The 23,163-nt window shown below is 70.1% G+C and carries 23 protein-coding genes and 1 pseudogene; 12 read left to right on the forward strand and 12 right to left on the reverse strand.

The features are described 5' to 3' along the window. Positions 1-1,606, reverse strand: a 1,606-nt coding sequence (locus ACTWQJ_RS18880) for a sensor histidine kinase (protein WP_443307798.1), incomplete at its 3' end; no start/stop codon positions are given. Beyond that, a complete protein-coding gene (locus ACTWQJ_RS18885) occupies positions 1,603-2,292 on the reverse strand; it encodes a response regulator (protein WP_443307799.1) in 690 nt (229 codons plus the stop codon). The genes ACTWQJ_RS18880 and ACTWQJ_RS18885, both read right to left, overlap by 4 nt. A gap of 213 nt (positions 2,293-2,505) precedes the next feature. Between ACTWQJ_RS18885 and ACTWQJ_RS18890 the strand changes: the two genes are divergently transcribed. Next, positions 2,506-3,330 (forward strand): L,D-transpeptidase family protein, encoded by an 825-nt coding sequence (locus ACTWQJ_RS18890; RefSeq protein WP_443307800.1) that lies wholly within the window; start codon positions 2,506-2,508, stop codon positions 3,328-3,330. A 9-nt stretch (positions 3,331-3,339) separates the two neighbouring features. On the opposite strand, the gene ACTWQJ_RS18895 is transcribed toward ACTWQJ_RS18890, so the two are convergent. The 5 genes from ACTWQJ_RS18895 to ACTWQJ_RS18915 all read right to left on the reverse strand — a co-directional run bounded on the left by ACTWQJ_RS18895 (position 3,340) and on the right by ACTWQJ_RS18915 (position 8,730). Continuing rightward, positions 3,340-3,969: a TetR/AcrR family transcriptional regulator gene (locus ACTWQJ_RS18895; RefSeq protein WP_443307801.1), complete on the reverse strand. Its 630-nt coding sequence runs from the start codon at positions 3,967-3,969 to the stop codon at positions 3,340-3,342. Positions 3,970-4,067: 98 nt separating this feature from the next. Further along, a complete protein-coding gene (locus ACTWQJ_RS18900; protein WP_443307802.1) occupies positions 4,068-5,285 on the reverse strand; it encodes an acyl-CoA dehydrogenase family protein in 1,218 nt (405 codons plus the stop codon). Beyond that, the gene (locus ACTWQJ_RS18905; RefSeq protein ID WP_443307804.1) at positions 5,282-5,986 is read right to left on the reverse strand and encodes an alpha/beta fold hydrolase; all 705 of its coding nucleotides are present in this window, start codon (positions 5,984-5,986) and stop codon (positions 5,282-5,284) included. Before ACTWQJ_RS18905 ends, ACTWQJ_RS18900 begins: the two co-directional genes overlap by 4 nt. A gap of 147 nt (positions 5,987-6,133) precedes the next feature. Next, positions 6,134-6,937 carry a phosphatidate cytidylyltransferase gene (locus ACTWQJ_RS18910; protein ID WP_443307805.1) on the reverse strand — a complete coding sequence of 268 codons (804 nt, stop codon included), beginning with the start codon at positions 6,935-6,937 and terminating at the stop codon, positions 6,134-6,136. Then, complete coding sequence (locus tag ACTWQJ_RS18915; protein ID WP_443307806.1) at positions 6,934-8,730, reverse strand: aminotransferase class I/II-fold pyridoxal phosphate-dependent enzyme; 1,797 nt, start codon at positions 8,728-8,730, stop codon at positions 6,934-6,936. The genes ACTWQJ_RS18910 and ACTWQJ_RS18915 overlap by 4 nt, the downstream gene beginning before the upstream one ends. Positions 8,731-8,925: 195 nt before the next feature. Between ACTWQJ_RS18915 and ACTWQJ_RS18920 the strand changes: the two genes are divergently transcribed. From ACTWQJ_RS18920 to ACTWQJ_RS18970, 11 genes are all read left to right on the forward strand, one after another. Then, on the forward strand, positions 8,926-9,699 hold the full coding sequence (locus ACTWQJ_RS18920; RefSeq protein WP_443307807.1) for a class I SAM-dependent methyltransferase: 774 nt from the start codon (positions 8,926-8,928) through the stop codon (positions 9,697-9,699). A 445-nt stretch (positions 9,700-10,144) separates the two neighbouring features. Continuing rightward, the gene (locus ACTWQJ_RS18925; protein ID WP_443307808.1) at positions 10,145-11,209 is read left to right on the forward strand and encodes a LacI family DNA-binding transcriptional regulator; all 1,065 of its coding nucleotides are present in this window, start codon (positions 10,145-10,147) and stop codon (positions 11,207-11,209) included. Between the two features lie 90 nt (positions 11,210-11,299). Beyond that, positions 11,300-12,544 (forward strand): sugar ABC transporter substrate-binding protein, encoded by a 1,245-nt coding sequence (locus tag ACTWQJ_RS18930; protein ID WP_443307809.1) that lies wholly within the window; start codon positions 11,300-11,302, stop codon positions 12,542-12,544. Between the two features lie 10 nt (positions 12,545-12,554). Then, positions 12,555-13,514: a carbohydrate ABC transporter permease gene (locus ACTWQJ_RS18935; protein ID WP_443307810.1), complete on the forward strand. Its 960-nt coding sequence runs from the start codon at positions 12,555-12,557 to the stop codon at positions 13,512-13,514. Between the two features lie 30 nt (positions 13,515-13,544). Then, on the forward strand, positions 13,545-14,372 hold the full coding sequence (locus ACTWQJ_RS18940; protein ID WP_409467476.1) for a carbohydrate ABC transporter permease: 828 nt from the start codon (positions 13,545-13,547) through the stop codon (positions 14,370-14,372). 22 nt (positions 14,373-14,394) lie between these two features. Next, positions 14,395-15,786: a GH1 family beta-glucosidase gene (locus ACTWQJ_RS18945; protein WP_443307811.1), complete on the forward strand. Its 1,392-nt coding sequence runs from the start codon at positions 14,395-14,397 to the stop codon at positions 15,784-15,786. Positions 15,787-15,832: 46 nt separating this feature from the next. Beyond that, the gene (gene yicI, locus ACTWQJ_RS18950; RefSeq protein ID WP_443307812.1) at positions 15,833-18,178 is read left to right on the forward strand and encodes an alpha-xylosidase; all 2,346 of its coding nucleotides are present in this window, start codon (positions 15,833-15,835) and stop codon (positions 18,176-18,178) included. A gap of 203 nt (positions 18,179-18,381) precedes the next feature. Continuing rightward, a complete protein-coding gene (locus ACTWQJ_RS18955) occupies positions 18,382-18,804 on the forward strand; it encodes an organic hydroperoxide resistance protein (RefSeq protein WP_443307814.1) in 423 nt (140 codons plus the stop codon). After that, positions 18,804-19,316, forward strand: coding sequence for a peptide-methionine (S)-S-oxide reductase MsrA (gene msrA / locus ACTWQJ_RS18960; RefSeq protein WP_443307815.1), 513 nt, complete (start codon positions 18,804-18,806; stop codon positions 19,314-19,316). The genes ACTWQJ_RS18955 and msrA overlap by 1 nt, the downstream gene beginning before the upstream one ends. A gap of 80 nt (positions 19,317-19,396) precedes the next feature. Further along, a complete protein-coding gene (locus ACTWQJ_RS18965; protein ID WP_443307816.1) occupies positions 19,397-19,918 on the forward strand; it encodes an allene oxide cyclase barrel-like domain-containing protein in 522 nt (173 codons plus the stop codon). 224 nt (positions 19,919-20,142) lie between these two features. Further along, positions 20,143-20,658 carry a GNAT family N-acetyltransferase gene (locus ACTWQJ_RS18970; RefSeq protein ID WP_443307817.1) on the forward strand — a complete coding sequence of 172 codons (516 nt, stop codon included), beginning with the start codon at positions 20,143-20,145 and terminating at the stop codon, positions 20,656-20,658. 125 nt (positions 20,659-20,783) lie between these two features. Here the strand turns inward: ACTWQJ_RS18970 and ACTWQJ_RS18975 are convergent, their stop codons facing one another. The 5 genes and pseudogenes from ACTWQJ_RS18975 to ACTWQJ_RS18995 all read right to left on the reverse strand — a co-directional run. After that, on the reverse strand, positions 20,784-20,906 hold the full coding sequence (locus ACTWQJ_RS18975; RefSeq protein ID WP_443307818.1) for a hypothetical protein: 123 nt from the start codon (positions 20,904-20,906) through the stop codon (positions 20,784-20,786). Beyond that, the gene (locus ACTWQJ_RS18980; RefSeq protein WP_443307819.1) at positions 20,897-21,103 is read right to left on the reverse strand and encodes an SMR family transporter; all 207 of its coding nucleotides are present in this window, start codon (positions 21,101-21,103) and stop codon (positions 20,897-20,899) included. Before ACTWQJ_RS18980 ends, ACTWQJ_RS18975 begins: the two co-directional genes overlap by 10 nt. Then, complete coding sequence (locus ACTWQJ_RS18985) at positions 21,103-21,648, reverse strand: TetR/AcrR family transcriptional regulator (protein WP_443307820.1); 546 nt, start codon at positions 21,646-21,648, stop codon at positions 21,103-21,105. Before ACTWQJ_RS18985 ends, ACTWQJ_RS18980 begins: the two co-directional genes overlap by 1 nt. A 46-nt stretch (positions 21,649-21,694) precedes the next feature. Continuing rightward, complete coding sequence (locus ACTWQJ_RS18990; protein WP_443307821.1) at positions 21,695-22,888, reverse strand: 3-hydroxybenzoate 6-monooxygenase; 1,194 nt, start codon at positions 22,886-22,888, stop codon at positions 21,695-21,697. Between the two features lie 41 nt (positions 22,889-22,929). Further along, positions 22,930-23,163 (reverse strand): annotated as a pseudogene (locus ACTWQJ_RS18995) (phenazine-specific anthranilate synthase component I); the annotation flags it as partial.

A 23,163-nucleotide genomic window follows, 5' to 3' on the forward strand; every position in this document is an offset into this window, starting at 1 on the left:
CGCCGCCCGTGTCCTCCACTGTGAGAACGGCCAGGTCACCGGTGTGCCGCGCGGTGACCGTGACCGTACCGCCCGTGGGGGTGTGCCGGAGTGCGTTGGAGATGAGGTTGCCCAGAACCTGGCGCATCCTCACCGGGTCGGCGTCCAGCCGGAGGCCGGGGTCGGCGTGCGCGTGCAGGCGGATGCCCGCGGTTTCGGCGCGGGTGCTGTGGGCCGACACCGCCTGGGCAACGAGGTCGTCCGCGCGTACCTGTTCGCGGTGCAGTTTCAGGGTGCCGGCGTCGGCTGCGGCGAGATCGCGCAGATCGTCGATGATGTGCTGCAGGAGCAGTGCCTCGTCGTGCAGCGCGGCGATGAGGTCCGGGTCCGGCTCGACCAACCCGTCGCGAGTGACTTCCAGCCAGCCACGGATATTTGTCAGCGGTGTCCGCAGTTCGTGGGCGATGTCGCTGACCATGGCTTTGCGTTGGGCTTCAAGGTGTTCACGGCGCGCGGTGAGATCGTTGAAGGCGGCGGCCAGGTAGCCGGTCTCGTCCTTGGTGGTGACGGCGACGCGTGCGTGCCGCTGCGGCGGCTGCTGGGCCGCGGCTGTCAGGGCTCGCAGGGGACGGACGAGGCGGATCGCGACGACAGTGGTCATGGCGATGGTGACGGCGAGGACGAGCGCCGTGACGGCGATGATCTTGGCCTTGTTGGTGGGCGAGAGGTCAAAGCCTGCGGGCTGCCCGCCCAGGTTGCCCAGATAGAGTCTGGCCCTCGGGGCGACGTACGGGTCGAGTTGTGTGCGGCGAGCGCTGTCGACACAGGTCTGCGTCTGCCGGCTGACACCGAGCCCGCGGGCACGGTCGCCCGCCGGGGTGTCGACGCCGGCGATGAGTTCACCCCAGATTCCCACCGGTGTGGCGTCCCGCCCCTTCTTGGAATTGAGGTCGAAGCAGCGCTTGGCCAGGACGTTGAGTTCGTCCAGTGCCTTCTGCTCGGTGCGCGTGGGTGTGTTGAGGACTCCGTCGGCGCACTCCAGCGGCACGGAGGCCGCTCCGCCGTCGGGGGCGATGACTACCGTACGGCCGCTGGGCAGTTGTTGCAGGCGCCCGTCGCTCGTGTACCGGCGCATACACACCAGACGCTTCTCGGCGACTGTCTTCACCCATGTCCGTTCGGCCGCGGTGAGCAGATACGGTCCCACTGCCCGTGGATCGATCCCAGCCAGCTGGGCTCCTGGCTCGGTGTACGTATCGGTGGTCAGCGGGTCTACGGTGGCCGACGCGCGGGCGGGCAGGGCGGTGCCGGCGGCAGCCGAGTCGGCGATGGTGTGCCCGGTCTCGGTCGTCAGGGCGATGCGCCGGCCCATGGTGCGCGAGAGCGCGCGGACCGAGGGCTGCACTCCGCTCCAGGTGGGGTGGGTCGCGGCGAAGCCGCTGAGCTGACGCAGGATGTCGGTGTCGTCGGAGAGCACCTGGCCGCGCTCCTCCTGGATGGCCCGCGTGGTGGTCTCCACGGCCAGCCAGGCGGTGGCGCCCACGGAGAGTACGGCGATGGTCATGGAGGTGAGGAGAAGCCGGACCAACAGACTCTTGCGCCAGGGGATGCGGGGGCCGGGCCTCATGTCGGCAGCCTGGTGAGCTTGTAGCCGACGCCAAAGACGGTCAGCAGCCGGATGGGCCTGCGCGGGTCGGGCTCGATCTTCTTGCGCAGGTTCATGATGTGTACGTCGATGGCGCGGTCGGTGGAGGCGCGGTCGTGGCCCCGGGTGAGCTGCAGCAGTTGACGGCGTGAGAAGACCCGGTCGGGTTCCGCGGTCATGGCGTGGAGGATGGCGAACTCGCCGGGAGTGCACGGGACGGGGATGCCGTCGCAGGTGACCTCGTGCCGTGCGGGATCGACGGTGATGCCGCCCGCACGGAGCACTGGGGAGTCGTCGGCGGGGCGGAGGGTGCGACGCAGCACGGTGCGTATGCGGGCGAGCAGTTCCCGTGGGCTGTACGGCTTGGTCATGTAGTCGTCCGCGCCGAGCTCCAGGCCCAGCAGCACGTCGTCCTCAGTGGAGCGGGCGGTGAGCATGAGAACGGGTATGTCCCCGTGCCGGCGCAGCACACGGCACACGCCGAGACCGTCGACCTTGGGCAGCATCAGATCCAGGACGACCAGGTCGGGTCGGCGGCTTTCGGCTGCGTCGATGGCAGCCCGGCCGTCGGTGACCACGACGGGGTTGTGGCCGTCCTGAAGCAGCAGCCGTCGTATCAGCTCGGCCTGCATCTCATCGTCTTCCGCAATCAGAATATGCGCGCACACGCAGCCGACTCTAAGCGTGTGCGATCGGCTTCCAGGGCCAGGTGAGGGGCTTCCCACACCCTGACAACTTCCTGATGTCCGCATGCCAGGCTGGGCGCACGCCCTTGGCCGCGTTCGGCGCCGGCAGCACGCCTCGTCACGGCGTCCGAACCGGTCCGACGTCGTGAGTCGGAGCTGATCAGTTCCTCACAAGTCACGTTCAGGCTGATGGCCATGGCTACTTCATCAATCCGTCGCCTGTCGCCACTGCGGCTTCTGGCAACGACCTCCACTGTCCCGGCCCTGAACCGTCTGGGGATACCAGCCGTCCTGACTCTGTCCGTCACCCTGGCCGGGTGCGCGGGGACGGGCGTCGAGACGGCCGACGCTGCCCGGCCGGCGTCCGCCGGCACGACACAGGCCATGCCCGGGCGGACATCCGCGGACAGTGAAGCGTCCGCCGCGTCCGTCCCCGAGCAGCTACCGGGCCTGGGGCCGCGGACGCTGGCCGACGTCCCCGCGAACGCGCGCCAGGTTGTGCTGGTCACCGGCCAGGGCAAGAACTCCTCGGACTCAAAGGTGGTGCTGTACCAGCGCACCGGCGCGAGTTGGCAGCCGGGGGCCGCCTGGCCGGCCCACAACGCTCTCAAGGGCTGGACGGACGACCACCGCCTCGGTGACCTCCGGTCGCCCATCGGCGTGTTCACCCTCACCGACGCCGGCGGACTGCTCCCCGATCCCGGCACCGAGCTGCCGTACGACCAGTCGCAGAGCTTCACCATCGGCGGCACGGGCCTCGAGGGCGAACCGCTCGCGGGATCCTTCGACTACGTCGTCGCGATCAATTACAACCGCAAGCCCGGAACCTCCCCCCTCGACTGGACCCGCCCTCTTGGCGCCGGCAAGGGCGGCGGCATCTGGCTGCACGTCGATCACGGTGGGCCCACGCGCGGCTGTGTGAGCATGGCGCAGCAGCACATGAGGGAACTCCTGCGCACCCTCGACCCCGACCAGCACCCGGTGATCGTCATGGGGGACGCCGCGTCCCTCACACGCTGACGCGACCAGTCACGCTGCCGGGCGGCGGTACACGCCGTACCAGTAGCCACGGGCCAGCTCGCGGGCCACGACGGCGTCGTCGCTGCCGTCGCCGCCCGCCACCTGCTGCGCGATGACCTGACCGCCTCCTTGGACGATCACCCTGGCCGCGAGTTCGGGGTCGATGTCCGCGGGGGTGCGGCCGGCCCGCTGCTCCTCTTGCAGGACCGTCACGAGGTTGTCGATGAAGCGGTCCTGGTCGGCCGTCCACGCCTCGCGGACCAAGGGGTCGTACGCGGCCACCTCATTGATCGCCGCGAGCAGGGCGGCATGTTCGCGGTAATGGCGCAGGATGAGCTCATACGTACGGGCCAGGCCGTCCAGGCCACCGTCGGGGCCGGTCGGCCGCCAGGATGCCGCGATCGCGTAGCTCTCCTTCTTGAGGGAGCCGCTCAGCCGGAGCAGCACGTCGACCTTGTCACGGAAGTACAGATAGAACGTCGAACGAGAGATCCCCGCGGCGTGCGCGATCTGCTCCACGCTCAGCTCGGTGTAGGTCACACCACCGCGCAGACACTCCTCGATCACGGCCAGGATCCGCTTTTCGAGGGCGGCCCGCCGGTCGGCCGCACTGGAGGGTCGTCGCGTGGTGGAAGGCATACACGCATCCTAAGGAACCGGATGCCAGGTGTGTCTGCAGGTCACCGGTGAACGGTCCTGCCCACACCGCGCCGAGCGCTCGCCGCCGCGGGTCGGGTTCAGAGCATCAGGCTCACCCGCTCGCTGACGCCGAGGAGGGACTTGCCGTAGACCTCCAGGCCGACCGCGGGGACCAGGCCGGCGTGCCGCGCCGCGACGTTGGCGTCACGCCAGATGCGCTGCAGCGGGCCGGCGTCCGCGAACGAGGACGCGCCATGCACATTCAGCAGGGTGCCGACCGCCTCGAGTACCTGCTGTGCGGCGAAGCCGGCCCGGGCCCTGACGTGTGCCCGTGCGGCGTAGTCCAGGGGAGCGCCGGAGGAGGCGGCCTGGTCCACCTCGTCCACGGCCCGGTAGGTGTGCAGGCGGGCGGTCTCCAGCTTCAGCGCAGCCTCGGCCGTCTGCAGCTGGACGCCCACCGAGTCCGCCTGCCGACTGTGGACGGTGAACGACAGCGGCTTCGCCGCGGCGGCCTCCACCACCACGTTCATGGCTGCCTTCCCCAGACCGAGCAGCGGTCCGACCAGGCACAGCAACAGCATGGGGCCGAACGTCGAGCCGTACAGCGTCTCGTCCCGGGACGCGCGCGGATACACGCCCTCCGCGGCCGCGGGAACCGACAGCACACGGTGCTCGGGTACGAACACATCCCGCCCTGTCAGGGTGTTGCTGGCGGTTGCCTTCATGCCCGCGGTGTGCCAGGTGTCCTCGACATCCAGGTCCGAGGCAGGGATCAGCACGAGCGCCTGGTCCGTGACCGCTCCGTTTTCATCCTTCAGCAGGGTACCGACCGCAGCCCATGTGGCGTGCGGGGCACCGGAGTTGTACGACCACCTCCCGCTGACGCGCCAGCCGCCGGGCACCCGCTCCCCCATGCCCGCCGGCGCGGCCACGCCGGTCACGCGCGCATCCGGATCGGCCCCGAACACCTCCTCCTGGGCTTTGTCCGGGAAGAGGCAGGCCAGCCAGTTGGTCACCGAGATGATCATCCCGACCCAGGCCGCCGAGCCGTCGCCCTCCCCGAGGGCCTCGGAGACTTCGGTCAGGGTCCGCAGGTCGGTCTCGTAGCCGCCGTACCGCCTGGGAGTGAGCAGCCGGAAGACGCCCGCCTCGGTCAGGGCGTCGACGACCTCCGTCGACAGGACGCGCTCCGACTCGCCGCGGGCCGCTTGCTCCCGCAGCAGCGGTTGCAGGGCGATGGCACGTCCGACGAGTTCGGCCCTGATCTCTTCCCTGGACGGCGCACCCGTCTCCTCCTGGCCGATGTTGCTGTTCACGACGTTCTCCTTGTGCACGGTTCCGACGCGAGGGCGATCTCCGACAGGAGAGCAGCGAGCTCCCCCGGCTTGGACAGGAATGGCGAGTGGCTGCTCTTGATGCGGTGGACCGCACCGGACCTGGCCGCCAGCGTCTGCTGGCTCTGCACTGGCAGGGCCCGGTCGTCCTCGCAGACGATGTACGTCGACGGGATGGTGTGCCATCCGGCCCGAGTCAGCGGGTCCCTGAAGGACTGTGCGCTCTGCGGCATCAGCCGCGCGGCGGCCTGCTCGGCCTCGGACCGAGGCACGTCACCGTAGAACAGCCCGACCGGATCCTCCGGTACGGCCTCGACATCGCGCGGCCCCGGCGAAACGGGCGCGCCATGGAACCCCAGGAGACTCTCGCCGACATCGAGCTGGTACGCCGCCAGGTAGACGATCCGCGACACGTTCCCGGCCTGGGCGACGGCCTGGCTGACCGGTATGCCGCCGTAGGAGTGCGCGACGACCACGACCGGGCCCTCGATGCGCTCCAGCTCTCCGAGCACCACCTGCGCGTCGTCCTGCACTCCCGCCCGCCCGCCGGCACTGGGCAGATCGACCGCTCGCGTGCGCCACCCGTCGGCATGCAGTACCGACGCCAACTTCTCCCAGCACCACCCGCCGTGCCATGCCCCATGCACCAGGAGCAGGGTCGGACGGGAAACCCCATCAACCACGAAAAATCCGCTTTCAGATCAGTCGGAAACAGCAGGCGCCCCACAGCGCTCACGGACGACCCTAAAGGTCATCGGACACTCTGTCCAACACTATGTCCACAAGCGTCGATCACCGCCTGGGCCGGCCTTGACGGGATCGCCTGTGGGTCAGCGCAGGACAAGCAGGACGGCCAGCGCGATGAGCAGCGAGTCGATCCGGTCCAGCAGGCCTCCGGAGCCGGGTAGCCAGCGGCCGGCGTCCTTCGCCTGTGCACCTCGTTTGATCATGGATTCGAGAAGGTCGCCGGCCGGGCCGCCGACCGCCACCGCCACTGCCATCGGCCAGCTCAGCGCGGACAGCACGGCGAGCACGCCGAGGCCGGCCGCGGCCCCGGCCAGGGTGCCGCTCCACCGCTTGGCCGGTGACAGCGGCGACAGCTGTGGCCCGCCCAGTCGTTGACCGGCAAAGTACGCCGCGATGTCGGCGACCGAGACCGCCATGAACAGCGCAAGCGCGCTCGCCCCGAGCGGCACCAGCGCGGCCAGCACGCTCAGCCAGGCAAGGCCCAGCAGGCCGGCGCCGAGCCGGCGCAGGCCGTGGTCGGCGTCGCCGGCCAGGAGCGGCACCGCGGCCACCGCGAGCGCCCCGATCGCGACCACCCGGAGCACCTGTCCGGGCGCCAACCAGGCGGCCAGCACCACGCCTGCCACCGCCGCGGCCAGCACCACCCGGTCCACCCAGCCCAGCCGCATCAGCCCGCCGAACTCCATCACCGCGATCACCCCGACCGCGATGGCGAGGGCCGCGGCGCCCGGGCGGCCCAGCCAGAACGCACCGGTGACCAGTGGCACTCCGACCGCCCAGGCGCACCACCGGATCAGCAGCTCGCGGCGCCGGGACGCCGCCACCGCAATGCCGCCCAGCGCCAACGCCCCACCGAGGTAGGGCGCCAGGGAGGCCACGGTGATCATCGAGTGGATCCGAAGGCGGGAACGCCCGCAGGCATCTCACGCATCTCAGGCCTCGAAACGAGCGAGCCCGAACGCGGCCGCAGTACGTCCAGGGCGGCCCGGCACGCGGCCACGATGCGCGCATTCTCGACGGTGTCCCTGACCGCGATACGCACGGTGCGCCCCTGGTACTCCGACGACAACGGCGACAGGTCGCGCAGGTATACGTCGTGGCGGCGGCACTCGTTCACCACTTGTGCGGCACTCGGCCCGCCGGACGGCAGGGTCACGGTGAGGAAGTTCGCCACGGCTTCTTCGACCACCATGTCCTTGTCCAGCCCGGCCAGGTCGGCGGCCAGCTGCCGGCGCAGCGCGTGGGTGCGAAGCCGGCAGTCGCTGTAGTACGCCGGGTCGCGCAGGGCTGCCACTGCGGCCAGCTGCGCCGGGAGGCTGACCGGCCAGGGCGGCGTCCAACGGCGCAGCTGCGACGCGCTGTTCGGCTCGGCCACCAGGTACGCCGCCCGCATGCCGGACAGCGCATACATCTTGGACAGTGAGGTGCAGACCACCACCCGCGGGTCCGTCGCGGCGAGGCCGGCGAGCGACTCGTTCAGGTCGACATAGCCCAGGTATGCCTCGTCGATCCACCAGCGGGTCCGGGCCGGCGCGGCGGCGATCACCGAGCGCAACTCAGCGGCCGGCGCGTGGCGTCCGGTCGGGTTGTTCGGGTTGACCACCACCACGAGGTCGTAGCGGCCGGACCCGACGGCAGCGGACAGCCGGGCCGGATCGATCCGCCAGCCCTCTTCACGGCGCAACCGGAACCGGTCCACCCGGCATCCGATCACCCTCTCCGTGACGTGGGCGTACTCGCCGTAGCCCGGGTCTGTCAGCAGCACCCTGCTCTGCGGGGTCAGCCACTGCCCAAAGGCCCTGAAAATCAAGTCGGATGAACCGGCGCCGACCGCGAGCGTCTCCGCCGGCAGTGCCCGGGCCGTGGCGATTTCCGCCAGCAGGCCCTCGGCACCGGTCGGCGGCGAGGTCCGGGCGGCCCAGGCCGGATCTTCCGCGAGCGCCGCCCGCACCCCGGGGGCCGGCGGGAACCATGCATCCAACACGTCGGCCGCGACCACCTGATGACGCCGGTCCAGACTGCGGAAGTCCGTACCGATGGCGGTGAACGAGGCACCGCCGTGTTCGCAGCCGTCCGACCGGGGTGCGAACGCCACATCCAACTGCCAGTCCACTGCGGACCGCAGACGCTCCAACGTGGTGCGGTAACGGTCCATCGTGACCTTCGTCAGCTCGGTCACGCTGCCGGTCAGCACCTCGAACGTCAACGCACCGCTGGGGACGGTACGGCCGACCGGGCGCAGACCGGCGGCCAGGTACATGTCGAGCAGCTCGGTGCGCCCCATCGCCACCACCCGGCGACCGCCCCGGGCAGCGATCCAGCGCAGCGCCGCGTACATCAGCAGCGGTGCCGCTGCGGTGGCCCGCCAGCGCGGCTCGACGGTGAGGATGCGCACCTCGAACACATCGTCCTCGGTCAGCAGCGGCAGCTCGTCCCGGGTCAGGTACTTGTCCAGCGCGTACCGCCCCAACCAGGGCGGCGTCAGGCTGACAAAGCCGATGCGGTCCGCTCCTCGCGCCGCGACCAGGTAGACGTTGTCGCCGTCCAGCCCGTCGCGAAGCCGCCCGGCCGGATCCGGCACATGCTGGCCCAACTCCTGTGCGTACACCCGGTGACGCAGTTCGTAGATCCACTCCAGATCCTCCGGAGTGGCAGCGCGCAGCTGCAGGTCACGGCCCATAAGCACCTCTCTCGACGCGGGGAGCACTCCATCGTGGGGAACACAGACGGGCCGCGTCAGAGCCAAGCGACACAATCAGCCTGAGTACGGGTACTCAGGCGCAGTCTTCCCCCGCGTGCTTAATGGACCTCGCCGCCTCAACCGACCTCACTGTGCCGTTGGCAACTCCGCCCTCCGCCCGGGAAGATCGCAGCCATGGCATCCCACGCGAACCAAGACCGCGCCCTGTCCTTCGACAGCGTTGCCACGCAGTACGCTGCCGCTCGCCCGGGCTATCCGCCGGCCCTCTTCGACGCCGTGGAGGAGCTCGCCGGCCGAGCGCTGGCCGGCGCCGACGTGCTGGACTGCGGCGCCGGCACCGGTATCGCCGCCCGGCTGCTGCGCGAGCGCGGCGCCCGCGTCGTCGCCCTGGAGCCGGGCGCCGGTATGGCCGCAGAGCTGCGCCGGGCCGAGCCGGAGATCCCGCTGGTGCGGGGCGAAGGGAACCGCCTGCCGTTCGCCGTCGGCAGCTTCGACCTGGTCACCTACGCCCAGGCGTGGCACTGGACCGACCCGGCCCGCTCCGTCCCCGAAGCGCTGCGCGTGCTGCGCCCGCACGGCGTGTTGGCCCTGTGGTGGAACCAGGCCGACGTCCGTGTCCCGTGGGTCGCGGCGGAGGATGCCCGGCTCGCGCCCTTCACCCACAGCTTCCCGATAACTGTGGCCGAGCTGTTCGCCCCGTTTCCGGTCCAGGTGTCCACCCGCGAGATCACGTGGTCACGCCGGATCACCGTCGAGGAGCACATCCGCAACCTCGGCACCCACTCGCACTTCGTGATCATGGACCCTGTCGAGCGGGCCGCACTCCTCGACGCGAACCGCACCGCGCTGGCGCGGCTCTTCCCCGACGGCGAGCTCGACGAGCCATACCGGTGCGGCCTGACCGTGGTGCGAGCAGCCACCACTCAGGCGTCAACTACCCGACGCTAAGCCGGGCTTGCACAACGGGCATCACTGGCGGTGATGCTGCGTTTCCGTCCAGCCCCGCCCGGCGCGTGCGCTCCGGAGGTGGGGCGGGGGCCGTTGACGGGGCTCCGCGTTGCCACAACTCCCACGCTCGCGCGCGGATGTTGCGTGAGCCTCCCCACTCCCGGCTTCGCTCGAGCGGGAGGTGCCCCCGTCGGCCTGCATGATCAACGAATCCGCAGTTCCGGCACGCGAACCTGCCGACGCGCTCCTCTGCGAGAACGGACCGGTGACGGCGCCGGTCGATCTGACGGTGCCATCCCTCGACAACTCCTCGATCGCAAACCGGACATATCGCCAAGGGTATTGCCCTTCCCGGCCTCGTCTGCCTAAAGTCACGCCGTTCATCGAATCGATTCGATGAATTCGATGAACCCGACGGGCCCGAGGGTGGGCGGACGGAGGCGAGATGGCCACGATCAAGGATGTCGCCGAGCGGGCGGGCGTGGCGCCCAGCACCGTGTCCTACGTCCTGAGCGGCTCCCGCAAGATCTCCGAGGACACCCGGCGTGCGGTGCAGGCAGCGATCGACGAGCTCGGCTACCACCCGCGCGCCAGCGCCCGCACACTGCGCAGCTCCCGCACCAACGTGCTGGCACTGGCCGTGCCGCGCGTGCCCGGTGAGTACCGGGCGATCGACGGCCGGTTCGCCATCGATGTCACCGACGCCGCCCGCGGGCACGGATACGACGTGCTCCTCATCACCGAAGGCGACGGCGCCGGCGCGCTGCGCCGCGTGGCCCGCAGCGGGCTCGCGGACGCGGCGGTGCTGATGGCGGTCGAGGAGCGCGATCCCCGTATCGAGGTCCTGCACAAGCTGGGCTTCCCCGCAGCACTGCTCGGCCACGACGGCCACGCGGCGCTGCCCTGGACCGATCTCGACTGGGAGGCGGCAGTCGCCCTCGCCGTCCGTGAGACCGCGGCGGCCGGCCACCGGCGGATCGTCTTCCTGTCGTCGGCCGAGCACGAGATCGCCGCGCGTCGCGGCTATGCGGTGCGCGGCCTCGACGGCGCCCGGCGCGCGACCGCCGAGACCGGGGCCGATGTGCGCGTGCTCTCCTCGCACCGCGACCCGGAGAGGCTCGGGCGCCGGCTGCGCGAGGCGCTGGCCGTGCGTCCCGCGCCGACCGCGCTGGTCGTCCAGGACCTGATCCTCCTCCCCCACCTGCTGGACGCCGTGTCCTCGGCCGGGCTACGGGTCCCCGAGGACCTGTCCGTGGTCCTCGTCGGCAGCCTCCCGGACGAGCTGGGCATCCGGCATCTGCCGCGGATCGACCTGCCCGTCGCGGAGATGTCCACGGCCGTGGCCCGGCTCGCCATCGACGCGATCAGCGCCGGCTGCGACGGCCGGCCGGCGTCGTCCCAGGAGCCCACAACGGCGGCACCTGCCTCGACCGTGCCCTCCGGCGCACCGCACCACCTCATCGAGCCGCGGATGGCCGGGCCCGCCCTCGCTCCGCCGCCGTCCGGCTGACCGCGACGGCCGCCCGTTCGGCACGGCCGGCCACGCACCCCCGCCTTACCCCCGCATGTCCAGAGCCGCACATGTAATGGAGAACCGATCATGCCGTCCCCAACCGGACGACCACGCATACCCCTCCCCGTCCTCGCCGCGGCGCTCGCCACGAGCACCCTCGCGCTGGGACTGACCGGATGCGCCGCCGAGCCCGACCCCGGCACCGTCACGGTGCTCAACTCGGCCACCGACACCGCCGAACACGGCGCCAACCAGCGGTTCTTCGACCGCTGCGCCGAGCCGATGGGCCTGAAGGTCGAGCAGATCAGCGTGCCCGCCGACCAGATCGCCTCGAAGGCGCTGCGGATGGCGTCCTCCGACTCGCTCACCGACATCCTGGAGCTCGACGGGTCCGAGCTGCCGCAGTTCGCGCAGACGGAGGGCCTGCGGCCGCTCGACGAAGTCGGGGTCGACACCTCCGGCTTCTCCGCGAGCGCCACCTCCCTCGGCTCGTACGACGGCACCCAGTACGGCATCGCCCGCTCCGTGAACTCCCTCGCGCTGATCTACAACACCGCGCTGCTGAAGAAGGCGGGCATCGCGCCGCCCACCACCTGGGACGAACTGCGGGCCGCAGCCAAGCAGCTCACCGTCGGCGACACGTACGGGATGGCCTTCAGCGCGAGCCCCAACGCGGACGGCGTCTACCAGTTCCTGCCGTTCTTCTGGTCCGCCGGCGGTGACGAGGCCAAGCTCGACAACGGCAAGGGCGAGGCCGCCCTCCAGCTGTGGAAGGACCTGGTCGCGGACGGCTCCGCCTCGAAGTCCGTCGTCAACTGGAACCAGCAGGACGTCAACGACCAGTTCGTCGCGGGCCGCGCCGCCATGATGATCAACGGGCCGTGGCAGGTGCCGGTCCTCAGCGCCCAGAAGAACGTGGACTGGGCGGTCGCGAGCATTCCGGTGCCCGAAGCGGGCAAACCCGCGGTGCCGCCCATCGGTGGCACCGTGATGGCCGTGCCGAAGAACGACGAGGACCCGGCCCGCGAGAAGAACGCGGGCAAGCTCCTGAACTGCCTCAACTCCGAGAAGAACCAGCTCCAGTGGGGCGAGTCCGTCAACAACGTGCCCACCCGCTCCGCCGCCGCCGAGGCGTACGCGCAGCAGAACCCGAAGCTCGCCGCCTTCGCCGAGCTGGTCACCACGGCCCGCTCCCGTACCGCGAAGGTCGGCACCGGCTGGCCGGTCGTCGGGGACGCGCTCGCGGGCGCCTTCCAGTCCGTGCTGACCGGGCGGACCAGTCCCGAACAGGCCCTGCAGCGGGCCCAGCAGCAGGCTTCGGCGGGGAAGTGAGGAACCGGCCATGACCACCATCACCTCGATAGCGCCCAGCACGGGGGCCGCCAAGGCGAAGTCCGCCACCGGGCGTGCCCCGCGGGGCCGCGGACTGCTCCGCTGGCTCTTCGTCCTCCCCGCGCTCGCCTACATGGCGCTCTTCTTCGGCTATCCGCTCGTCCGCAACATCGTGATGAGCTTTCAGCACTACACGCCGAAGACGTACTTCACCGGCGAGGCCCCGTTCAACAGTCTCGACAACTGGCGGGCCGTCTTCTCCAACGAGCTGTTCACCGGCGCCCTGTGGCACACGGCCGTCTTCACCGTCGGCTCGCTGGTCGGCCAGTTCACCATCGGCCTCGCGCTCGCCGTGTTCTTCTCGCGCCGCTTCCGGCTCTCCGGGTTCGTGCGCGCCATCCTGCTCCTGCCGTGGCTCGTGCCCATGGTCGTCTCCGCGGTCGTCTGGCGGCGCATCCTCGACCAGGACCACGGGATGCTCAACACCGCCCTGCACGCGGTCGGCCTGGCCCCGCAGGACGGTGTGCCGTGGCTCAGCAGCCCCGGGGTGGCGCTGCTGTCGGCGATCCTGGTCAACATCTGGATCGGCATCCCGTTCAACATGGTGATTCTCTACGGCGGTCTGCAGGAGATCCCGCGCGAGCTGTACGAGGCCGCGTCGCTGGACGGCTCCGGCGCGTGGCGTACGTTCCGCAGCATCACGCTGCCGATGCTCCGCCCGGTGATCACGGTCGTGCTCGTGCTGGGCTTCATGTCGACGGTGAAGATCCTCGACCTGATCCTGGCGCTGACCTCGGGCGGTCCCGCGGACTCCACGCAGACGCTGGGTACGGTCACGTACCAGTTGTCCTTCCTTCAGCTCGACTTCGGCCAGGGCGCCGTGGTGGGCAATGTCCTGATCCTCATCAGTGCGGTCTTCGCCGTGCTGTACCTGCGGGCCAACCGCGCCGACTTCGGCAAGGGGAAGTGACCGACGATGAACCGACCGATGAAGGCGCCGATGAACCGACCGGCGAACCGTCTCCGTTTTCGCTCGGCGTGGAACACCGCCGCGGCGCTGCTGATCCTCGCCGTCCTGCTCTTCCCGGTGTATTGGATGGTCAACACCGCGCTCCAGCCCGAGTCGAGCATCGCCGCCACCGAGTGGTTTCCCGCCTCACCGAGCCTGAAGAACTTCGACACGGCGATCAGCACTCAGGGCGGCTCGCTCCTCACCAGCTTCGTCGTCGCGCTCGGCGCCGTCGTCGTGTGTCTCGCGCTGGCCGCGCCCGCCGCGTACGGGCTCGCCCAGTTCGGGCTGCGCGGCGGCCAGGGCATCGTCTTCACGACGCTCATCACGCAGATGGTGCCGGGCATCGTCATCGCCAATGCCCTCTACAGCGCGTACGCAGAGCTCGGCCTGGTCAACTCCTACCTGGGGCTGATCCTGGCGGACGCCTCGCTCGGTCTGCCGTTCGCGATCGTGCTGCTCCGGGCGTTCATGGTGTCCATCCCGGGGGAGGTGGTCGAGGCCGCCATGGTGGACGGGGCGAACCGCTTCACCGCGTTCGTCCGGATCGTGCTGCCGATGAGCCGCAACGCCCTGATCACGGCGGGCCTGTTCACCTTCCTCTTCGCCTGGTCGGACTTCATGTTCGCGCTGACCCTCAACACCACGGACGACGTCAGGCCCATCACGCTCGGCATCTACCAGTTCGTCGGCGCACACGTCAGCGACTGGGGCGCGGTCATGGCGACCGCGGTGCTCTCGGCCGTGCCGGCCGCGATCCTGCTCGTCGTCGCCCAGAAGTACATCGCCGCCGGGATCACCGGCGGGTCCGTCAAGTAGCCGGTAAGGGCTGTAACCCATCATGAGACTCCCCGAGTTCCCCGACGGTTTCCTCTTCGGCGCCGCCACCGCGAGTTACCAGATCGAGGGCGCGTACGACGAGGACGGCAGAGGCCCGTCCATCTGGGACACCTTCTGCCGCGAGCCGGGACGCGTCGCGGACGGCGCCACCGGTGACGTGGCCTGCGACCACTACCACCGCTACCGCGAGGACGTCGCCCTGCTGCGTGAGCTGGGCGTGGACAGCTACCGCTTCTCGGTCGCCTGGCCGCGCATCCAGCCGGACGGCTCGGGCCCGGTGAACACGGCGGGTCTCGACTTCTACGACCGGCTCGTGGACGAGCTGCTCGCGGCCGGCATCTCGCCCGCCGCCACCCTCTACCACTGGGACCTCCCCCAGGCCCTCGAGGACCGTGGCGGCTGGCGGGTGCGCGAGACCGCGGAACGCTTCGCCGAGTACGCCGGCCTGGTCGCCGCCCGGCTCGGCGACCGGGTGGACCGCTGGATCACCCTCAACGAGCCGTTCTGCAGCGCCTTCGTCGGCTACGCGGCGGGTGCCCATGCCCCGGGCGCCCGCGAGGGCCGCGGCGCGCTCGCCGCCGCGCACCATCTGCTCGTCGGCCACGGCCTCGCCGTGCGCGAGCTGCGCGCCGCGGGCGTACGCGAGGTCGGGATCACGCTCAACCCCGACCGGCTGCTGCCGGCCACGGACTCCCCCGCCGACCTGGCCGCCGTACGCCGCGTGGAGACACTGCACAACGACGTGTGGTTCGAGCCGCTGTTCGCCGGACGCTACCCGGAGCACGAGGCCGAGACCTGGGGCGAGCTCCTGCCCTCCGGCGACGCCTCCTACCGGCGCGAGGGCGACCTCGATCTCATCGGCGCGCCGCTCGACTTCGTCGGCATCAACTACTACCGGCCGATCACCGTCGCCGACGCCCCGTACCGCGACCCGGATCCGGCGACCCGTACCGCGGTCGACGTCCGGGCCGAGGAGAGCTGGCGTGACGACGTCCGGCACACCACCATGGGCTGGCCCGTGGTCCCGCACACCTTCACGGACCTGCTGGTCGACCTGACCAAGCGTTACCCGGCGCTGCCTCCGATCCTGATCACCGAGAACGGCTCGGCCGAGGCGGACACGACCGACGCCGACGGCCGGGTCCGCGACACCGATCGGATCGACTACCTCCACGGCCATCTGGACGCGCTCGCCGCCGCGCTGCGCGCCGGCGTCGACGTGCGCGGCTACTACGTGTGGTCGCTGCTGGACAACTTCGAGTGGGCCCGCGGCTACGGCCAGCGCTTCGGCATCGTCCGGGTCGACTACGCCACACAGGCGCGCACGCCCAAGGACAGCTACCACTGGTACCAGCGGCTGATCGCCGCCCACCGCACCCGCGCCGGCGCCTGACCCGCCGCTCCCGGCAGCCGCACCACCCCTCGTTAAGGACCCCCCCATGAAGTTCACCGACGGCTACTGGCTCATGCGCGACGGCGTCAAGGCGTCGTACGCGACCGAGGTCGCCGACGTACACGTCACCGACGACCGGTTCACGCTCTACGCCCCCGTGCGGCACGTGACGAAGCGCGGCCACACCCTCAACAGCCCGCTGCTGACCGTCGAATGCTGGTCCCCCGCCGAGGGAGTGATCGGCGTCCGCTCCACCCACCACGCGGGCGCCGCCGAGCGCGGCCCGGAGTTCGCGCTGCGCGCCGAGCCGGGCCACGCGGCGAAGGTCACCCGCGAGGGCTCGTTGCTGGAGCTGACGGCCGGGCAGCTGTCCCTGCGCGTGGACACCGCGGCACCGTGGCGGCTGGACTTCACCGCGGACGGCCGCGTCCTCACCTCCGCCGAGGCGCGCGGGACCGGCTTCGCGGTGACCGGCGACGGCAGCCACTACTCGCTGGGCCAGCTGTCCCTCGGTGTCGGCGAGTTGGTGTACGGGCTCGGCGAGCGGTTCACGCCGTTCGTCAAGAACGGCCAGTCCGTGGACATCTGGCAGGCCGACGGCGGCACCGCGAGCGAGCAAGCGTACAAGAACGTTCCGTTCCATCTGACCAACCGCGGCTACGGCGTCTTCGTCAACCACCCCGGAAAGGTGAGCTACGAGGTCGGCTCGGAGGCCGTCGGGCAGGTGCAGTTCAGCGTCGAGGACCAGTCGCTGGAGTACTTCGTCGTGTACGGCCCGACACCCAAGGACATCCTGGACCGCTACACGGCGCTGACCGGCCGCCCGGCGCTGCCGCCGGCCTGGTCGTTCGGGCTGTGGCTGTCGACCTCGTTCACCACCTCCTACGACGAGGAGACGGTGAACCGGTTCGTACGCGGCATGGCCGAGCGCGACATCCCACTGGGGGTGTTCCACTTCGACTGCTTCTGGATGCGCGAGTACCAGTGGTGCGACTTCACCTGGGACCCGGACGTCTTCCCGGACCCGGAGGGCATGCTGCGGCGGCTGAAGGACGAGCACGAGCTGCGCGTGTCGGTGTGGATCAACCCGTACATCGCGCAGAAGTCCGCGCTGTTCGCGGAGGCCAAACGGCACGGCTATCTGGTCCGCAGGGCCAACGGCGACGTGTGGCAGTGGGACCTGTGGCAGGCGGGCATGGCCCTCGTCGACTTCACCAATCCGGACGCGCGGGAGTGGTACGCGGGCAAGCTGCGCGCGCTCGCCGCGCAGGGCGTCGACTGTTTCAAGACCGACTTCGGCGAGCGCATCCCCACCGACGTGGTCTGGCACGACGGCTCCGACCCGGAGCGGATGCACAACTACTACACGCAGCTCTACAACGAGACCGTGTTCGACGTGCTGCGCGAGGCACGGGGCGCGGGCGAGGCTGTGCTCTTCGCGCGCTCGGCGACGGCCGGCGGCCAGCAGTTCCCGGTCCACTGGGGCGGCGACTGCGAGTCCCACTTCGGTGCGATGGCCGAATCGCTGCGCGGCGGGCTGTCGCTGGGCCTGTCCGGCTTCGGCTTCTGGAGCCACGACATCGGCGGCTTCGAGGGCACGCCGACGTCCGAGGTCTTCAAGCGCTGGGTGCAGTTCGGCCTGCTGTCGTCGCACAGCCGGCTGCACGGCAGCAAGTCCTACCGGGTGCCGTGGGACTACGACGAGGAGGCGGTCGCGGTCACCCGCGACTTCACCCGCCTCAAGCACCGGCTGATGCCGTACCTGTTCCGCGCGGCCCAGCAGGCGGCGGAGCGCGGCACGCCGGTGATGCGGGCGATGGTGCTGGAATTCCCCGACGACCCCGCCTGCCACACCCTCGACCGGCAGTACATGCTCGGCGACGACCTGCTCGTCGCTCCCGTCTTCTCGGCGGACGGCACCGTCGACTACTACGTGCCGGACGGCACCTGGACCCATCTGCTGTCGGGCGAGCAGATCCAGGGGCCCGGCTGGCGGCGTGAGCAGTACGGCTTCGACAGCCTCCCCCTGCTCGCCCGGCCCGGCTCGGTCATCCCGTACGGCGAGAGCGACGACGCGGCGGAGTACGACTGGGCGCACGGGGTGACACTGCGGGTCCACGCGCCGGTCGACGGTACAACGGCCACGACACGGATCCCGGCGGCGGGCGCCCGGGACGGCGCGGCAGCCGTCTTCCGGACGACCCGCGACGGCGACACGGTCACGGTCGAGGCGGAGGGTGCGCCGGGGCCGTGGCAGGTGCTGCTGGTGGGCGCGGAGGCGGAACCCGGCGACACCGGATCGCCGGCCCGGACCGAGCGGACCGCGCTCGGCACGCTGCTCGCCGTACCCGCGGGCACGGCCCACGTCACGGCACTTCTCACCGGGAGCTGATGCCTCTCTCGCCGCGGGCGCAGTGAGGACGCCCACCCCACCCAAACGTCACCACCTTGACAGGTGACGACCATGCTGCGACGATCGGGTCACCTCCTGAACAGGTGACCCGCGATGCGTGTCCCCGCCAAGGAGCTTTCTCGACTCGAGTTTTCTCGACCGACGAGACCCGCAACGCCCCGACTTCCCCACGAGGACATGCAATGCCGAACAGCTACACCGCCGTTGTGAACGTCACTGGCGAAGGCCGCAACGGTGGCCGCGTCCAGTCCGACGACCGTCTGCTGGAGACCACGCTCTCCTACCCCAAGGAGCTCGGCGGGGCCGGCACCGCCACCAACCCCGAGCAGCTCTTCGCCGCGGGCTGGGGTGCCTGTTTCCTCGGTGCCGTCCGTCGCGCCGCCGCCGACCGCAAGGTCAGGCTGACCAGCACCGAGATCAACGCCGAGATCACCCTGAACCACAACGACGGCGACTACTCCCTCGCCGCCGTCCTCAACCTCGAACTCGGCGGCGTCGACCAGGACCAGGCCACCGAGCTCGCCAACGCCGCCCACCAGCTCTGCCCCTACTCGAAGGCCATCCGCGGCAACATCCCCGTCACCATCAACGCCACTGCCGTCTGATGCGTGAAGACCCGCAGAAGGCACTGCTGGCAGGTGGTTGCTTCTGGGGCATGCAGGAGCTGCTTCGGTCGCTCCCGGGTGTGCTGACCACTAGGGTGGGATACAGCGGCGGCGACATGCCGTATCCGTCCTATCGCGACCACGGCACCCACGCCGAGTCGATCGAGATCACCTTCGCCCCCGCCACAACCGACTACCGCGCCGTGCTGGAGTACTTCTTCCAGATCCATGACCCGACAACAAGGAACCGGCAGGGAAACGACGTCGGGGCCGGCTACCGCTCCGCCATCTTCTACCTCGACGACGAGCAGCGACGTATCGCTGAGGACACCATCGCCGATGTCGAGGCATCGGGTCTGTGGCCGGGAGAGGTCGTGACCGAAGTCGCTCCGGCCGGCGCCTTCTGGGAAGCCGAGCCGGAGCACCAGGACTACCTGCAGCGCTACCCGGACGGCTACACCTGCCACTTCCCGCGCCCGAACTGGCGGCTGCCGAAGCGCGCGGATTCCTGACCCGGACGTGTGGGCGTGGCGCACCCGTCGCCACCGAACCGACTTCCATTCCAACGGAACGGAGCAGCAAGTTGCCGAGCATGTTGAAGACCAAGAGCATGTTGAAGACCAAGAAGGTGCGTTACCTCAGTGCAGCCGCGGGCATGGCTGCTGTCATCGCGGGTGTCGCCATTGCCCCGCTGGCATCGGCCAGCCCGTCGACGTCCAGCGATGCGTCCGACACCCGGCAGCGCACGGAGGTCTTTGAGCTGGTGGGCAAGCAGACCGCGAGCGAGGAGCTCGATCTGGGCGAGGAGGGCATCAGCCTGGGTGACCAGCGTGTCATCCACGAAGACCTGTACCGCGACGGTGAGAAGGTCGGCGATCACAGCGTGATCTGCACCTATACCCGGGTCAGCCCGGCTGCGCTCCAGTGCCTGGGTACCTTCGCCCTGCCTGAGGGGCAGTTCGCCGCGCAGGCGCTGCTCCACCTGCCTGCCCCGTCCTCTGTCGACGTCGGCATCACCGGCGGATCGGGGGACTACCGCAACGCCCAAGGCTTTGTCCGCACCGTTCCCGCCGGTGAGACGGAGAGGCACTTCACCGTCCACCTGAAGCGTTGACGCTCAATCGGTGAAGGGGGGATGTCGTCGTCGGGGGCACTGATGCCTGCACAGGGGCCGGCGATGATCTCCGGCATCCGGATCGACGCACCGTCTCGGGCAGTTGAAATCCCTGGACGACTCGCGCGGGGACGAGGTGCAGCCCGGCCCTATGTCCGGGACGACGAGGCGATCCTTCTGGCAACGGTTGACCGCCTCTGCCGGTCAAGGGCTACCGTCCCACCGTGCCAGCCAATGACGCCGTTACCGTCCGCCCCGGAACCGCGACCGATATCGCGGAAGCACTGACGATCCTGGGTGCTGCCGATGCTCAGCGGAGCGGGCGTCTCCCCCATGCCGGGGAGAGCCGTGGCCGGGGTCGCCGCAGACTCACCGGTCCTGACACGTTCTTCTTCGTCGCCGAGAACGCGGCGACTCATCTGGTCGGCCTTGCCGCCGGCATGAGCGGCCGCGAGGAGGGTGGCGCCGGCCAGACCATTCCCGGGCTGTGCCACATCAGCATGGTTGCCGTTCACCCCGAGTACTGGGGCAAGGGGTTGGGCAAGCGGCTCATCCGGGCACTGCTCGCCGATGGCCGCAACCGCGGCTACGACCGGTTCCAGCTGTTCACCCACGCCGACAACGCCCGCGCCCGACGTCTCTACGAAGGCCTGGGATTCACATTCACCGGTCAGACCGCCGTATCCGACGAGGGCGAGAACATCGTCCACTACTTGCAGGTTTCCTTCGCTGCGAGCTGAGCTTGGATATGGCCGCACCATGGATGGCCGAAGGTGATGAGCAGCGGCACGATGCAGGCGGCATTGGTGGAGTGCGCCCGACGGTCAGCCGGGGAGTCGTTGCAAGAGCCCTGCTGATGAGGTCATCAGTGGGCGGCGCCGAGTTCGATGCACAGGACGCCGATGATGATGAGGCCGATGCCCGCGCCCATGACCTCGGTGAGAGGTTCGTGGAACAGGAGGCGAGAGGCGATGGAGGTCAGGGCCACACCGGCAGCGGCCCAGATGCCGTAGGCGACGCCGAGGCCATGCCTGCGCGCAGCACGCGCGACAGGGCGACGAAGGAGCCGACATAGCCGACCGCGACGACGACGTACAGCGCCGGGTGGTCGAGGGCTCCGCGCAGGGAGAGCGTGGCGGTGACTTCGGGCAGGATCGCTGCGATGAGCAGCAGCCATTTCCTCATCAGGAGGACTCGTCTTTCAGGAGGTCTTCGGCAACCACGAGCAGGTGGGCCCGGTCGCGGTGCGGGACGGGGAAAACACCGGTGGAGGCGGCGATCCAGTAGCCGTCGGCGAGCAGCCGGGCGGCGGCGAGCCGGGCGCGTGCCGTATCCGGCAGAGTGTCGGGGACGGCGAGCCACGGTTCCATGCGGCGGACCCAGGCGTCGGTCAGGGCAGTGCGGTAGTGGGCGTCGAAGTAGATCGCGAAGTCCGCGCGATCGAACTCGGCGGCCAGAGCCACCTCGACGTAGGCCCGGATCCGCTGGTGCGGCGTGGCCGTCTCCAGCGGCTGCCCCAAACGGTCGAGCAGCAGCGTCTCCCACCGGTCGGCGACGTGGTCGACGACGGCGAGCATCAGGGCTTCCTTGGTCGGAAAGTGGTACATCAGCCCCGGCTTGGTCACCCCCGCCTGCTTGGCCGCCGCGTCGAGGGTGATCGTCCCGCCCCCTTCGGCCCGGAGCAGGTCGAGCGCGCCATCGAGGATCTGACGTTTTGCGTTACTCGCCATGGCCCCACTTTACCATCCGGAAGGTAAAGAACTCGGGCTTCTTCCGTCAGGGACGCCTGAACCGGGTGAAGTCCTGGGCGCCATGGAGCCAGTGCACCTTTTCGTAAAGGTCGTCCTCGGTGAGCGAACGCAGCATCGCGGTGCGTGTCCGCGCCTCCTCCCCCGCGGGATGGTAGACGCGCGTGCCCATCTCCCTGGCCAGCAGTTGGGTGCGCGCGGTCCGCTCGCGTCGTACGGCGTTGTACTGCTCCAGGCACTGCGCCACGTCGTCGTCGGTGGCGTCTGCGAGGACGTCACCCAGGACCACGGCGTCCTCCAGGGCCTGGCAGGCGCCCTGGGCGGCGTACTGGAGCATCGGGTGGGCTGCGTCGCCCATGAGCGCCACCCGGCCGTCCGTCCAGACGTCGACCGGATCACGGTCGCACAGCACCCATTGCCGCCAGTGCTCACCCAACTCCAGGAGCAGCCGGGCGGTTTCGCCCAGCTCTCGGAAGCGGCTCAGCACGACGGCCCGCTGCACCGGGCGTCCGGAGACGGACTCGCGGGCGCCGTCGTCGAGGGTCGCGGCGAGGTTGAGGTACTCGCCACGGCCGATGATGTAGTGGACGAAGTGCCAGGCGGGGCCCGCCCACAGGGTCACCACGTTCCAGCGCAGTCGCCGCGGCACCTTCTCGATCGGTATCACCGAGCGGTAGATGGTGTGCCCGCAGACCCGGGGAGCGCCGTCGCGCACCAGGTGTGCGCGAACGGTCGAGCGGATGCCGTCGGCTCCCACGAGCAGGTCGCCGGTGAACGTGCGGCCGTCCGCCGTGGTCACCGTCACGGATGCCGGATTCTGTACGTACCGTTGCACGGCGGCGCTCGCGACGAGCTCGATGCCCTCGCTCGCCCGGCATGCCGAGAGCAGGGGGCCATGGAGATCCCGGCGGTGCACCACGGCGTACGGGTTGCCGAAGCGCTGCCGGTACCGCTCCTTGACCGGCATGCCAGCGATCTTCTCGCTCGTCAGACCGTCCATCAGACGGAGTTCGTCGACGAACACCGCCCGGTCACGCACGTCCTGTCCCACACCGAGCAGGTTCAGGGCATGGAAGCCGTTCGGAGCGAGCTGGATGCCCGAGCCGATCTCGGCGAAGGTGTCCTCGCGTTCGAGGACGGTGACGCGGTGACCGCAGCGGGCAAGCGCGAGAGCGGTGGCGAGGCCGCCTATGCCGCCGCCCGCGATGAGTGCGTGTGCCATGTCGCTGCCTGTGTCCCTTCTCGGCTGATGCCGCGGTCGGCCTAAGGGGTGCGCGGCCGCACCAGTTGGGTGAGCAACGAACCGATGATCCGCGGTCCGTCCTGGGTCAGGACGGACTCCGCGTGAAACTGCACCGAGGCGAAGGACCGTCCACGCAGGGCATGGACCTCGCCACTGTCGCGGTCCCTGCTCACCGCCACCCGGCCGACGTCCGGGTGCTCGATGACGTCGGCCCCCGCGCAGGCCGTGTACGTGTTGTAGAAGCCCACCCGTTC

The organism is Streptomyces sp. KR55 (genome assembly GCF_052245645.1).
In the GTDB taxonomy this organism is placed as follows: domain Bacteria; phylum Actinomycetota; class Actinomycetes; order Streptomycetales; family Streptomycetaceae; genus Streptomyces; species Streptomyces flavusporus.

Excerpts from the sequence above, each read along its gene's own strand:
- ACTWQJ_RS18890 (WP_443307800.1), top strand. The coding sequence starts at position 2,506 with ATGGCTACTTCATCAATCCGTCGCCTGTCGCCACTGCGGCTTCTGGCA.
- ACTWQJ_RS18895 (WP_443307801.1), bottom strand. The coding sequence starts at position 3,969 with ATGCCTTCCACCACGCGACGACCCTCCAGTGCGGCCGACCGGCGGGCC.
- ACTWQJ_RS18910 (WP_443307805.1), bottom strand. The coding sequence starts at position 6,937 with ATGATCACCGTGGCCTCCCTGGCGCCCTACCTCGGTGGGGCGTTGGCG.
- ACTWQJ_RS18915 (WP_443307806.1), bottom strand. The coding sequence starts at position 8,730 with ATGGGCCGTGACCTGCAGCTGCGCGCTGCCACTCCGGAGGATCTGGAG.
- ACTWQJ_RS18920 (WP_443307807.1), top strand. The coding sequence starts at position 8,926 with ATGGCATCCCACGCGAACCAAGACCGCGCCCTGTCCTTCGACAGCGTT.
- ACTWQJ_RS18925 (WP_443307808.1), top strand. The coding sequence starts at position 10,145 with ATGGCCACGATCAAGGATGTCGCCGAGCGGGCGGGCGTGGCGCCCAGC.
- ACTWQJ_RS18930 (WP_443307809.1), top strand. The coding sequence starts at position 11,300 with ATGCCGTCCCCAACCGGACGACCACGCATACCCCTCCCCGTCCTCGCC.
- ACTWQJ_RS18935 (WP_443307810.1), top strand. The coding sequence starts at position 12,555 with ATGACCACCATCACCTCGATAGCGCCCAGCACGGGGGCCGCCAAGGCG.
- ACTWQJ_RS18940 (WP_409467476.1), top strand. The coding sequence starts at position 13,545 with ATGAACCGACCGGCGAACCGTCTCCGTTTTCGCTCGGCGTGGAACACC.
- ACTWQJ_RS18945 (WP_443307811.1), top strand. The coding sequence starts at position 14,395 with ATGAGACTCCCCGAGTTCCCCGACGGTTTCCTCTTCGGCGCCGCCACC.
- yicI (WP_443307812.1), top strand. The coding sequence starts at position 15,833 with ATGAAGTTCACCGACGGCTACTGGCTCATGCGCGACGGCGTCAAGGCG.
- ACTWQJ_RS18955 (WP_443307814.1), top strand. The coding sequence starts at position 18,382 with ATGCCGAACAGCTACACCGCCGTTGTGAACGTCACTGGCGAAGGCCGC.
- msrA (WP_443307815.1), top strand. The coding sequence starts at position 18,804 with ATGCGTGAAGACCCGCAGAAGGCACTGCTGGCAGGTGGTTGCTTCTGG.
- ACTWQJ_RS18965 (WP_443307816.1), top strand. The coding sequence starts at position 19,397 with ATGTTGAAGACCAAGAGCATGTTGAAGACCAAGAAGGTGCGTTACCTC.
- ACTWQJ_RS18980 (WP_443307819.1), bottom strand. The coding sequence starts at position 21,103 with ATGAGGAAATGGCTGCTGCTCATCGCAGCGATCCTGCCCGAAGTCACC.
- ACTWQJ_RS18985 (WP_443307820.1), bottom strand. The coding sequence starts at position 21,648 with ATGGCGAGTAACGCAAAACGTCAGATCCTCGATGGCGCGCTCGACCTG.
- ACTWQJ_RS18990 (WP_443307821.1), bottom strand. The coding sequence starts at position 22,888 with ATGGCACACGCACTCATCGCGGGCGGCGGCATAGGCGGCCTCGCCACC.